The following is a 12,186-nucleotide window of genomic DNA, read 5'->3' on the forward strand; positions in this document are numbered from 1 at the left end:
AGCTCTCCGGATGCCACTCAACGGCCCCGGAATTCCGGTGCGCGCCGCTGCCGAAAGGCGTCCAGACCTTCTTTGAAATCCTTGGTCCGGCATGACATTTCCAGATTGAAAAGCTCTTGAGTCATCGCTTGACCCAGGGTCGCGTGCGCGGCGTAGTTCATGGCCTGCTTGGCCAGCCCGATGGCAACGGTCGGGCCGCCGGCCAGGCGCGTCAGCAATGCGTCCACGCTGTCGTCGAGTGCAGATGGGGCTACGGCGTGATGAATCAAACCCCAGTCGGCCGCATCCGCCGCGCTGACTTTCTCGCCCAACAACAGCATTCGTCGGGCGCGGGCGAGGCCGATCAAGCGGGGCAGCAGCCAGGTAGCACCGGAATCCGGGCTGAACCCGCGCTCCACAAATGGCTCCCAGAACATGGCATCGACGGCGGCCACGGTGAAGTCGGCGGCCAGCGCGAGATTGCAGCCCATGCCGACGGCCCAGCCACGCACGCTGCAGACCACCGGTAACTGGATCGTGTGGATCAGCTCGATGACGCGGTGCGCGGCGTGCGGCACTCGCCGCACCAGGGCGCCGGCGCGTGGCCGCTCGTCGCTGGAGTCGTTGGTGGCCACCCAGTCCGCGCCCGCGCAGAAGTCATTGCCCGCGCCACCGAGGTGCACCACCCGCAACGAATCATCGGTGGCGGCCTCGGTGAGCAACTCGATCAGGCGCCCGATCATCCACGGCGTCAACGAATTACGCCGAGCCGGACGGTCCAGGACGATTCGCAGCATCCCGCCGCTGCGCGACGCCGTCACCGAACCTTCGGCAGCTGCCGCGCCGGCGTCCTGGCTCACCCTCGAAACCGGCCTTTCCGCCCAGCGCCCGATCGATACGGTTACCCATACAGTAGGCGATACGATTGCTACGGTGTATAAGTTAGCAAGGAAACCCTACCGGCGAAAACAGCACCGTGGGAACGCCCGAAACCGGGCAGCCCGGAACGTTGAGGAAGCATGACCGACGGCACAGGCGAGGCGGCTCCCGGTAGCGCCAGGTTTGGCGAAGCGCCGCTTGCCCAGACCGTCGCTGCGGCCGGCGCCATCCGCCGCCTCATCTCGCTGCTGCTGTCACTGGAACATCCGTACCCCACTGTGAAAACCATGCTGGGACAGTTCGAAGACTGGGAACGCGAACTGGCCGCCGCGGTGCCGGCAGATCTGGCTCCGCGCATCGGTGTCCGGGCCGATGATGATCGCCGGGTCTACCTCGACCACGCGACCGACATCGGCGCCTACAACCCGTGCTTTCCCGAGTATCGCTTTGAACGACTCGACTCCGGGTACGCCACCGGTACCGTTGCCTTCCCCTTGGCCTACGAGGGACCACCGGGTTTGGTGCACGGCGGCTTCATCGGTGTTTTCTTCGATTGCGTGATGCAGCATCACAACTGCGTCACCGGGCTCTCCGGCAAGACGCGGTCGCTGACCGTCACGTTCCGTCGCCCGACACCTGTGCTGACCGAGCTGCGGTTCGAGATCACCCGGTCACGGGTCGACCGGGCGATCACGTCGACGGCCCGGCTACTGCACGACGGCGCGGTGGTTTGCGTCGGTGAGGTGAACACCGTGGCCGCGCGACCCGATCAGCTCTCCACCACCCAATTCGGCAGACGCCGAAAGGAGTCCGACTCATGACCGCCACGGACACCACCGATGACCGGGTCCTCTTCGATGTCGACCGTGAGCAGCGGATCGCCACCATCACCCTGAACAATCCGGAGCGGCGCAACACCTACGACCCGGCCATGCGCGACGCGATGGCACGGTGCCTGGATCAGGTCGCCGAAGACGACGAACTCACCGTGGTGCTGTTGCGTGGCGCCGGTGGCACATTCAGCACCGGGGCGGATATGGACAACGCCTACGGCTGGTACGGCGAAGCCGCCGGTGACGATAGTGCGGCTCGGAAGAAGCCCAGTCAGCGTCGTCGGCTCACCGTGGACCGCAAGTCATTCGGCTTCTATCACTACCTGATGGGCTTCCCGAAGGTCACGGTGGGAGAGATCGCCGGGTACGCCCTGGGCGGTGGATTCGAGATGGCGTTGATGACCGATATCTCGGTGATCGCCGGTGACACCAAGATCGGCATGCCGGCGACACGCTTTCTCGGTCCGGCTCTGGGCAGTCTGCACATGTTCTTCCACCGGTTGGGTCCGGTACTGGCCCGGCGCCTGCTGCTGACCGGCGATGTCATCGAGGCCGGTGATGTCGCGCATCTCGGGATCTTCACCGAGACATGTGATTCCGGGTCAGTGACGGCACGTGCGCGGTACTGGGCGCAGAAGGCGGCCAAGATGCCGGCCGACGGGGTCGTCATCGCCAAGGAGGCTTTCCGATTGGTGGAACAGAGCCAGGCCTATCAGGGTGAGGAAGTCGCCAGTTACCTGTTCCACGCGTTCGGCACCAACCTGCAGTTCGCGCCCGATGAGTTCAATTTCGTCAAGACCCGCGCGCAGTACGGCACCAAGGAGGCGTTCCGGTTGCGCGACCAACACTTCCATGTGCCGGAACCCGAAGGCTAGCAACCAATTCGGGCCTTAACGAGCGGTCTTGCGCCCGGCGGCCTTGCGCGGTGCGGACTTCGCTGCCTTTGATGCGCCCGCCTCGATCAATTGACCCGCGTGGTCGAGGATGCACTCGAGGCCGTATTCGAAGTTCGTCTCATCGGGGGCGGCGATGCGGTGGCCCTTGCCGGTGACCTGAGCGATCAATGGCGTGGTCTGCGGGTCCACGGCTACCGCTTCTTCGATGGAGCGCGTGCCATCCTGCGAGGATTGGTTCTTCTCGTGCAGGCGATGCAGCACCACGGATCCGCGGACGTGCAGCGAGATTGCGGAGTAGGTGTCGAACGCATCCTCGGGCGACAGTCCCGCCTCGACCAGGTTGGCGATCGCCTTCTCCATCTCCTGGGCTCCGACGCGAGCCGCCTTCGGGCTCAGCGCCGCCCGGATCAGGATCAGGTCGCAGAGAATGGGGTTGCCCATGAACGTCTTCCGCATCAGCCGCGCATGGTTGCGCAGTGTGTCGCGCCAGTCTTTGGCCTCGACGTACGGGGTGGCGAACACGTACTTGCTCAGGGCGCGGTCGGTCATCGCGTTGAGCAGGTCGTCCTTCTTGCGGAAGTACCAGTAGATACTGGTGACTCCGACCCCCAGGTGTTTGCCGAGCAGTGGCATGCTCAGGTTGTCAATCGAAACCTGTTCTGCCAGTTCGAAAGCGCCGCTGATGATGTCGTCGGGATTGATGGACCCGCGTTCGCGCCGCTGCCGCTTCTCCGCGGTCGCCTGCTTTGCCACTCCGGGGTACCTCCACTGATATCTGCCCCGCTCACGGGTTTTCCGTCTGCTACTGTAATACCTATCGTAGGCTTTTTGATATAGATCGCCGGGCGGGCGGACTCAGAACGTGCTGCACCCATCGAATGAGCCACAGGCTAGGCCATGGAGCCCGGCCTGGCGAATGCCGTCGCCCGCGGCGGTGACCGGAAAGGCCGCCGATGGCGACCGCAAGTGAGGCGCGGGCCTGGGCGCGCGGTGCCTTGCGGGGCATCGGTGATTCCCTGTACACGCCGTTTTCTGGCACCGACGGAGACGATATCGACTGGGACGCCTACCGGACGCTGGTGCGCTACTGCGTCGGCGACCTCGGCCACCCGATGCTGTGGTGTACCTCCGGGCTCGCGGAGTTCTGGGCGCTGACCCTCGAGGAGCGAAAGCGCTTGCTGGAGGTGGCGATCGAGGAGGGGCGGCGGGCGAACCCCGACGTCGTCGTGCAGGCCTGTACCGCCGCCATGAGCGCCAAGGATTGTCTGGATCTGACGCTGCACGCTCAGCAGGCCGGGGCGGACATCGCCTACATTCAGACGCCGATGATGGAGGCGCACGGCGGCGAAGGCGTGCTGCGTTTCTTCTCCTACATCGCCGCGCGAACGGATATCGCGTTGGGGATGTTCAATTCCCCGTCGTCGGGGTACGTGCTGACTGCGGCCGAAAGTGCGCGGATCTACCACGAAGTGCCGGCGGTGTGCGCGACCAAGGAGGGCGCCTTCCGTCCCGAGAGCAGTCGGCGACTGCATGAACTGGCGCCGGGTCTGGTGCTCTGGGAGTGCGACCGCACGGTGTATCGGGCCGGATGGCTGCGCGCCGGCATCGTCTGTCCGGCGCAGCTGGGTACCGCCGGCTATCTCTTCGAAACGCCGCAGCGCCGGTTGTTCTCTGAGTACTGGGATTTGGTGATGGCCGACAAACTCCTCGAGGCGATGGACTATGGCCGGGAGTCGGGGCTGGACCAGTTCGACTTGGACGTCGGCTCGTGGTGGACCTGTTATCCCGGGCGTCCTGACTACTTCACCCACTGGGCCGGGGCATTCAAATACGCGGCGTCTCTGCTGGGGCTGCCGATCGGGTCGTACCCGCATTCGCGGCCGCCGCAGGCGAAGTTGCCCGCCGAGGCCAAGTCTCAGATCGAGGCCGCATACCGCCGGCTGGGACTGCTCGGCTAGTTCCAAAGGTATTGCGCCACAGGTCTATTGCATGCGGAAGGCCCGGTCGGCTGACCGGGCCTCCGCACACTCGTCGGCTACCTACTGGTGTGCCTCTTGACGTGCTTCCTGCACCTTGGCCTCGCCACGGGCAGCCTCGGCCTGAGCCTCGTACTTGGCGGCGTCGCGCTGGGCCTCGGCCTTGTCCTGCTGGGCCTTGCCCTCGTCGACCAGGTCGTTGCGGCCGGTCACCGTGCCGACGACCTCTTTGGCCTTGCCCTTGACGTCCTCGACGACACCCTTGATGGCCTCGGCCGGACCGCTGTTCTCGTTCGCCATTGCGCTCTCCTTTTCGTTTGTTGTCGCTGCCGGTCTTTTCCCGGTGGGAGGGTCAGCGCAAACGATCTGGCGATGTGTCGCTCGTCACGACGTCGGACGGCGGTGCCGACGGAGTCGTGGACGCGGCCGCGGTCTGCGCACCGGCGGTGAGCCGGCGGCGGGCCCACAGCGCGACCGCGACCACCCCACCGATCAACGACAGCCAGAACAACAGCTGGGTGAGCATCCACGCGAGCTGGGCGCGCACCGCCAGCCCGCGCGCCTGTCCTACGCGATGGGCGACTGCTTTCGTCGTGGTCATGAGTCCTCCTGAGGCGAGTTTCTGCTATCCGGTAACCCCGCCAGCCGTCTGCCAAACCCGGATTACCGCCCTGGATTACCGCCCTGGAAAGGCGGGCATACCCGTCCGGATCAACGCGACGGCAATCGTCGCTATCGAAAGGACTGAAAATGCTCACTCTCGGCGTCATCGGCTGGATCGTCATCGGCGGCCTGGCCGGCTGGATAGGCAGCAAGATCATGAAGACCGACGGGCAGATGGGTCTCTTCCTCAACATCGTGGTCGGCGTCATCGGAGGGTTGTTGGGCGGTTTTCTGCTGCGTGGATTCGGCGTGAACGTGGCGGGCGGTGGACTGCTCTTCTCCTTTCTCACTTGCCTGTTGGGCGCGGTCATCCTGCTGGCGATCGTCAAGCTGGTCTCTGGGCGCCGGGTGTCCCGTTAGTTAGTCGAACGCGCTGCGCGCGACGTCTTCGCACGCCTGCCGCAGCTCGCGGAACCAGATACCGTCAGGTATCGAAAGGTATACGGTATGGGTGAACAATCCGCCGGCATTCCGCGAGGAGTCACCGATGAGCGCAGCAGACGCCGAAGACGCGGTGCTGTATGAGGCCACTCCGACCGGTGTCGCGATCGTCACGCTCAATCGTCCGGATCGGCTCAACGCCTGGGGTCCCGACATGGCGGGACCCTTTTACGCGGCGTTAGATCGCGCCGAGCGCGACCCCTCGATCAAGGTGATCGTGGTGACCGGCCGGGGCCGCGCGTTCTGTGCCGGGGCCCACCTGGGTGCGCCCGGATCGGCGGGCCGCGTAGGCGAGTCGCTGGAAAATGCCGGCGGCAAGAGCGTCGCGGATCTGGTGGGGGAACGGCCGCCGCACTTCGTGACCGAATTGCGCAAGCCGGTCATCGCGGCGATCAACGGGCCGTGCGTCGGAATCGGATTGACTCAGGCACTGATGTGCGACGTCCGATTCGCCGCGGCCGGAGCCAAATTCGGCGCGGTGTTCGCCCGCCGCGGTCTGATCGCCGAGTTCGGCATCTCCTGGATCCTGCCGCGTCTGGTCGGTTGGGGTGTCGCGCTGGACCTGCTGCTGAGCGGCCGCACATTCCTGGCCGACGAGGCGGCCCAACTGGGACTGGTCAAGGAAGTCGTACCGCCCGAGACGCTGATGGCGCGGGTCCTCGAATACGCCGACGACATCGCCGCATTCTGTTCTCCAACGGCGATGGCGGTGATCAAGCGCCAGGCCTACGAAGACACCACCAGAGATGTCGTCACCGCCACCGCGGACGCCGAAGCGCTGATGTGGGAGGCCCTTCCGCGCCCCGATGTCGTGGAAGGCATCGTCAGCTTCCTGCAGAAGCGGCCACCGCACTTCCCGTCGCTCACCGACATCTGACCCGCATCTTCTCGTAGCCGTCCACACGGTCGTCGACCGCGCGGCATCTTTCGTGCTCGTCAATCCCGGCTATCATGTTGTTCTATGCCATACCCGGTAGGGTATAATATCGGTCAGGAGCACGACCGAAGACCGTCGCAATCGAGGTCAAACGACCCTTCCGGCGCTTCGGAACCGGCGCGAGACTCACTGAAGCAATGCCGATAGACGAGGGGAACCGTCATGCTCACCCTTCTCAAGCGAGCCTGGATACCGCTTGTCGTCGTTGTCGCCGTCGCATTGGGCGGCATCGCCGTTCAGCGACTGCGTGGCGTCTTCGGCTCCGACAAGCTGTTCTCGACGACCGGGAGTGCCGCAGAGACGATCGTGCCCTTCAACCCGAAGACCGTGACCTACGAGGTTTTTGGGCCCAGTGACACGAGTGGGAGTCTGAGCTACCTGAACAAGGATGCGGTGCCCGAGGAAGCGAAGTTCAGCAGTCTGCCGTGGACGTACACGATTTCGACGACGAACCCGGCGGTCATCGCCAACGTCGTGGCGCAGGGCGACAGCGACCGTATCGGCTGCCGCATCACCGTCAACGGCGATGTCCGGGACGAACAGTCATCCACCGGGCATCACGCCCAGACCTTCTGTCTGGTGAAAGCCGCATGAACACCAACACCGACAGCCGTCCGCGCTTCATGCGCTTTGTCCGGGCGTTCGCCATTCCGATCATCCTGGTCTGGCTGCTCTTGACGCTCGCCGTCAATCTCCTGGTGCCGCCGATCGAATCGGTCGCCCGCACCCACGCGGTGACGATGTCGCCGCAGGACGCACCCGCCATGATCGCGGCCAAGCGTATTGGCGCAACCTTCCACGAGTCCGACTCGGACAGCATCGTGATGGTCGTCCTGGAGAGCAACAAAGACTTAGGTGACCAGGCACACGCGTACTACGACGGACTCATCACAAAGCTGGCTGCGGACACCAAACACGTTCAGCACGTTCAGAATCTGTGGGGCGACCGGATCACCGCCGCGGGTTCTCAGAGCGGGGACGGCAAGGCGGCCTACGTCCAGCTCAACGTGGCCGGCAATCAGGGCAGCACGCTAGGAAACGAGTCCGTCGACGCGGTCCGCAAGATCGTCGACGAGTCCAAACCGCCGCCCGGCCTCAAGACCTACGTGACCGGCCCGGCGGCGCTGACGACAGACATGAACGAAGCGGCCGACAAAAGCATGTTCAAGATGATGGGCGTGACCGGTGTGGTCATCATGATCATGCTGTTCGTGGTCTACCGCTCCGTCGTCACGGTGCTGCTGGTTCTGGTGATGGTCGGCTTCGAAATGGGCACGGCCAGAGGAGTGATCGCGCTTCTCGGACGCTACGACCTGTTGGGCTTTTCGACGTTCGTCGTCGCCATGCTGTCGTCGCTGGCCATCGCGGCCGGCACGGACTACGCGATCTTCCTGATCGGCCGCTATCAAGAGGCACGTCAGAACGGCGAGGACCGGGAAACGGCCTACTACAGCATGTTTCGCGGTACCTATCACGTCATCCTGGGGTCGGGCCTGACGATCGCCGGTGCGTCCTTCTGCCTGCACTTCGCGCGACTGTCGTACTTCAAGGCCCTCGGCATCCCGTCGGCGCTGGGCCTGCTCATCGTGATCGCGGGCGCGCTGACCGCGGCGCCGGCGATCGTCGCGGTGGCGACCCGATTCGGACTGCTCGATCCCAAGCGGATGATCAAGACGCGGGGATGGCGCCGGATGGGCACCGCGACCGTCCGCTGGCCGGGACCGATTTTCGTGGCGTCATTACTCATCGCACTGGTCGGGCTGCTCATCGTGCCGACGATGTCGATCAGCTACAACGATCGTTACTACATCCCGTCGAATCTGCCGTCCAACGTCGGATACAACGCCGCGGAAAAGCATTTCAGCGCGGCCCGGCTCAATCCCGACATCCTCATGATCGAGGGCGACCATGACATGCGGAACTCCAGCGACATGATCATCCTGGACCGGATCGCCAAGGACATCTTCCGGACGCCCGGAATCGCCCGCGTCCAGAGCATCACCAGACCACTGGGCGGGCCGATCGAGCACAGTTCGATCCCGTTCCAGGTCAGCATGCAAGCATTGCCGATTCAACAGAACCTGCAGTTCATGAAGGACCGGATGGCCGACATGCTCACCATGAGTGACGATCTCGGCGTCATGATCGGCTCAATGCAACGCATGCAGGGCCTGATGAAGCAGATGAGCGGCACGACTCACCACATGGTGGGCGATATGGGTGCTATGAAGGCCACGCTCGACGAGATGCGGGATCATCTGGCGGACTTCGACGACTTCGCACGGCCGTTCCGCAGCTACTTGTATTGGGAGCAGCACTGTTTCAACATTCCCGCGTGCTGGGCGGCGAAGTCGGTGTTCGAGGCGATCGACGGGGTGGACAAGTTCAGTTCCGACATGACCACGCTGATCGGCGACATGAACAATATCGACGCGCTGTTGCCCAGGATGCTGGCAGAGTTCCCGCCGATCATCGCGGTCGCGCAGTCGATGCAGGGGACCCTGCTGACGCTGCACAGCAGCTTCTCCGGTCTGGTCACTCAGATGTCGCGGATGACCGATACCGCAAGCGCGATGGGTCAGGCATTCGACTCCTCCAAAGCCGACGACTACTTCTACCTGCCACCGGAGGCGTTCGACAACCCCGACTTTCAGCGGGGCCTGAAGCTGTTCTTGTCGCCGGACGGCAAGGCGGCCCGGTTCATCATCACCCACGACTCCGACCCGGCGACGCCCAAAGGCATTGCGGCGGTGAAGCCGGAACTCAATGCCGCACACGAAGCCGTCAAGGGCACACCGCTGGCCAACGCCAGGTTCTATCTCACCGGCACGGCCGCGGTGTACAACGACATCCAGACCGGCTCTCAGTTCGACCTGTTGATCGTCGGAATCGCCGCACTGACACTGATTTTCGTGGTGATGGTGGTCATCACCCGAGCGCTGGTGGCATCGCTGGTGATCGTCGGCACGGTCTTGTTGTCGCTAGGAGCGGCGTTCGGGCTGTCGGTCCTGGTGTGGCAGCACATCCTCGGCCTGGACCTGAACTGGATCGCGCCGGTGTTCGGGCTGATCATCCTGTTGGCGGTCGGGTCCGACTACAACCTGTTGCTCGTCTCGCGATTCCAGGAGGAGATCGGCGCCGGGTTGCGCACCGGGATCATCCGCTCGATGGGTGAGACCGGTGGCGTCGTCACTGCCGCGGGTCTGGTTTTCGCGTTCACCATGATGTCCATGGCCGCCAGTGACCTGAGCTCAATCGGCCAGGCCGGCAGCACGATTGGGCTCGGCCTGTTGTTCGACACCCTGATCGTGCGATCGCTCATGACACCATCGATCGCCGCACTGCTCGGCAGGTGGTTCTGGTGGCCGCTGAAGGTGCGGCCTCGCCCGGCCAGTTCGATGCTGCGGCCCTTCGGCCCCCGCCGATTGGTGCGCTCGCTTCTGCTGGGTGAAGAGGCCGATGCGGCGAAGCCCGTCGAACACCGGGAGCCGGTGCGGGTGTAGGCCCGTCCTTGCGGGAATACCCATAGGGGTATAGGGGTTAATGCTGTAGCAGCGGTCAGAGACCGCCGATGTCCCTACAGTCGAAGGAGCAACCATGACCGTCAAGTCCCTCACCGCAGACGATTTCGAAGCAACAATCGTGGCCAACCCCATTGTGCTGGTCGACTTCTGGGCGCCGTGGTGTGGTCCGTGCCGAGGGTTCGCACCGGTTTTCGAGCGGTCCGCGCAACAGCACGCCGACGTGGTGCACGCGAAGGTGGACACCGATGCCGAGCGGGAACTCGCTGCGACGGTGGGAATCCGCTCGGTGCCCACGATCATGGCGTTCCGGGACGGCATCCTGGTGTACAGCCAGGCCGGGGCGATGCCGCCCGCGGTCTTGGAAGACCTGATTGGCAAGGTCAAAGGCCTGGACATGAACGCGGTGCGCGCCCAGATCGCCCAGCGTAAGGCGGCCGCCAGCGCCTGACCGTCCGGTCAGGCGATGGCGCCGGCGTCTTTCAGTGCGGCGATTCGGTCCCAGTCCATGCCGATCTCCATCAGGACGATCTCGGTGTGCTCGGAGGCCTGAGGAGCCCGGGTGGTCTCCAACGGTTCGTGATTGAACTGGACCGGACCGCGCACCACCTTGAAGGGCGCTCCGCCGCTGGCCACTTCGACCTCGGAGATCATGTCGTTGGCGATCGCCTGCTCGTCGTCGGCCAGGTCCAGCAGGCTCTGGAACGGTGCCCACTGGCCCCTCATGGTCTTCAGATGCTGTCGCCAATAGGCGAATGGCTTGCCGGCGAACGCATCCGCGATGAGCTTGGCGGCCGCGTCGGCGTTCTGGATCAGCGGTAGTACCTCCGAGAAGCGGGGGTCGTCGGCGGCATCCGGGATCCCGAGGTGCTCGAAAGTATCCCGGATCAACCCGGTAGGGCTGATGATGCAGAGATTGATGGTGCCGCCGTCTGAGGTCAGGTAGTTGCCCATGAACGGGTTCACCGAAGGCGCCAACGAACCGGGCATGGGTGTGCGCATCACCTCTCCGGTCTCCATGCCCTGGGTGACGCTCGCGCCCGCCGCCCACCATGCGGTGCTCAGCAGCGACACGTCGAGTTCGACGGCTTCACCGGTACGTTCCCGGTGCAGCAGTGCCGCCGAGATACCCCCAGCGATGAACATGCCGCCGATGGAGTCGCCGAATGCGGGAATGCCTTGTCCCAGTGCGCCGCCCAGTTCCGCCGGGGTCAGGGCGTAACCGACGCCGCTGCGCGTCCAGAACGCCGTCCCATCATATCCGCCGGTCTGACGTTCCGGGCCCTTGTCGCCGTACGCCGAACCGCGGGCGTAGACGATGTCGGGATTGGCCGCCCGGATGTGTTCGACGTCGAACTTGTTCTTCTGCCGTTGCGCGGGCAGGTAATTGGTGAGGAAGACGTCGGAAACCTTGGCCAGTTCGTAGAGCACCTCCTGGCCGCCGGGTGTGGACACGTCGACGCCGACGCTGCGTTTCCCGCGGTTGGGATGCTCCATCAGGGGATGACGGTCCGGGTTGATCTGAATGCCACCCATGTTCAGAAACCCCCGCTGGGTGTCTCCCCGTGTGGGGTGCTCGACCTTGATGACGTCGGCTCCCCAGTCAGCCAGGATCGCGCCCGCGGCCGGAACGAAGGTGAACTGTGCAACCTCGAGGACGCGAATGCCCTGCATCACTTTGATCATCTGCCAGCCTGCTTTCGTGGAGGGTCCCCCACCGGGTCCCCTACTGTAATTACCACAGTAGAAACCGGTCAGGGTGCCGGTGCGCCGTGCGGGCCGGGTCGGGCTGCCGAAAGTCGCCACTGGCAGGCGGTTTGAGCAGGCATTCACCCGTTCCGCGAGGGGCTCGAGGAACATTGCAGAAAGCAGTACCGATAGGTATACAGTATCTACTGTGCGCTCGTCGCGCGGCGGCCCGCGCAGCAGTACGGACAGGGATTGGGAGGACGTCCACGATGGCAACCCTGGGCTACCGGGCGATCCCTGCGTGCCAGGGTGAGTTGAGTCCAGTGGTTCATAGCAAACCGGCCTGATGCAGGGCGAGATACGGATCAACAC

At 64.3% G+C, this 12,186-nt stretch carries 13 protein-coding genes; 8 read left to right on the forward strand and 5 right to left on the reverse strand.

The features are described from left to right. Positions 1-17: 17 nt before the first annotated feature. Positions 18-839, reverse strand: a complete 822-nt coding sequence (locus AO501_RS21545; RefSeq protein WP_055579645.1) for an enoyl-CoA hydratase/isomerase family protein — start codon at positions 837-839, stop codon at positions 18-20. A gap of 159 nt (positions 840-998) precedes the next feature. Here AO501_RS21545 and AO501_RS21550 point away from each other — a divergent pair, with 159 nt between their 5' ends. Both AO501_RS21550 and AO501_RS21555 read left to right on the forward strand, forming a co-directional pair. Further along, positions 999-1,679 carry a hypothetical protein gene (locus AO501_RS21550; RefSeq protein ID WP_055579646.1) on the forward strand — a complete coding sequence of 227 codons (681 nt, stop codon included), beginning with the start codon at positions 999-1,001 and terminating at the stop codon, positions 1,677-1,679. Further along, complete coding sequence (locus tag AO501_RS21555) at positions 1,676-2,566, forward strand: enoyl-CoA hydratase/isomerase family protein (protein ID WP_055579647.1); 891 nt, start codon at positions 1,676-1,678, stop codon at positions 2,564-2,566. The genes AO501_RS21550 and AO501_RS21555 overlap by 4 nt, the downstream gene beginning before the upstream one ends. Positions 2,567-2,581: 15 nt before the next feature. Here AO501_RS21555 and AO501_RS21560 read toward each other — a convergent pair whose 3' ends face one another. Next, positions 2,582-3,340, reverse strand: a complete 759-nt coding sequence (locus AO501_RS21560; RefSeq protein WP_055579648.1) for a TetR/AcrR family transcriptional regulator — start codon at positions 3,338-3,340, stop codon at positions 2,582-2,584. Between the two features lie 200 nt (positions 3,341-3,540). Here AO501_RS21560 and AO501_RS21565 point away from each other — a divergent pair, with 200 nt between their 5' ends. Further along, on the forward strand, positions 3,541-4,545 hold the full coding sequence (locus tag AO501_RS21565) for a dihydrodipicolinate synthase family protein (protein ID WP_055579649.1): 1,005 nt from the start codon (positions 3,541-3,543) through the stop codon (positions 4,543-4,545). Positions 4,546-4,626: 81 nt separating this feature from the next. On the opposite strand, the gene AO501_RS21570 is transcribed toward AO501_RS21565, so the two are convergent. After that, on the reverse strand, positions 4,627-4,863 hold the full coding sequence (locus tag AO501_RS21570) for a CsbD family protein (RefSeq protein ID WP_055579650.1): 237 nt from the start codon (positions 4,861-4,863) through the stop codon (positions 4,627-4,629). Positions 4,864-4,915: 52 nt separating this feature from the next. After that, entirely contained in the window at positions 4,916-5,164 is a 249-nt protein-coding gene (locus AO501_RS21575) for a hypothetical protein (RefSeq protein ID WP_055579651.1), read from the reverse strand. A 149-nt stretch (positions 5,165-5,313) separates the two neighbouring features. Between AO501_RS21575 and AO501_RS21580 the strand changes: the two genes are divergently transcribed. The 5 genes from AO501_RS21580 to trxA all read left to right on the forward strand — a co-directional run bounded on the left by AO501_RS21580 (position 5,314) and on the right by trxA (position 10,576). Next, positions 5,314-5,586, forward strand: a complete 273-nt coding sequence (locus AO501_RS21580; RefSeq protein ID WP_055579652.1) for a GlsB/YeaQ/YmgE family stress response membrane protein — start codon at positions 5,314-5,316, stop codon at positions 5,584-5,586. Positions 5,587-5,713: 127 nt separating this feature from the next. Continuing rightward, positions 5,714-6,544, forward strand: a complete 831-nt coding sequence (locus AO501_RS21585; protein WP_055579663.1) for an enoyl-CoA hydratase — start codon at positions 5,714-5,716, stop codon at positions 6,542-6,544. Positions 6,545-6,766: 222 nt separating this feature from the next. Further along, the gene (locus AO501_RS21590; protein WP_055579653.1) at positions 6,767-7,198 is read left to right on the forward strand and encodes an MmpS family transport accessory protein; all 432 of its coding nucleotides are present in this window, start codon (positions 6,767-6,769) and stop codon (positions 7,196-7,198) included. Further along, on the forward strand, positions 7,195-10,107 hold the full coding sequence (locus tag AO501_RS21595) for an RND family transporter (RefSeq protein ID WP_055579654.1): 2,913 nt from the start codon (positions 7,195-7,197) through the stop codon (positions 10,105-10,107). Before AO501_RS21590 ends, AO501_RS21595 begins: the two co-directional genes overlap by 4 nt. A 94-nt stretch (positions 10,108-10,201) precedes the next feature. Next, positions 10,202-10,576: a thioredoxin gene (gene trxA, locus AO501_RS21600; RefSeq protein ID WP_055579655.1), complete on the forward strand. Its 375-nt coding sequence runs from the start codon at positions 10,202-10,204 to the stop codon at positions 10,574-10,576. Between the two features lie 8 nt (positions 10,577-10,584). On the opposite strand, the gene AO501_RS21605 is transcribed toward trxA, so the two are convergent. Next, the gene (locus tag AO501_RS21605) at positions 10,585-11,799 is read right to left on the reverse strand and encodes a CaiB/BaiF CoA transferase family protein (RefSeq protein WP_055579664.1); all 1,215 of its coding nucleotides are present in this window, start codon (positions 11,797-11,799) and stop codon (positions 10,585-10,587) included. Positions 11,800-12,186: the final 387 nt, after the last annotated feature.

The sequence above is a fragment of the Mycobacterium gordonae genome (genome assembly GCF_001417955.2).
Lineage (GTDB): Bacteria > Actinomycetota > Actinomycetes > Mycobacteriales > Mycobacteriaceae > Mycobacterium > Mycobacterium gordonae_B.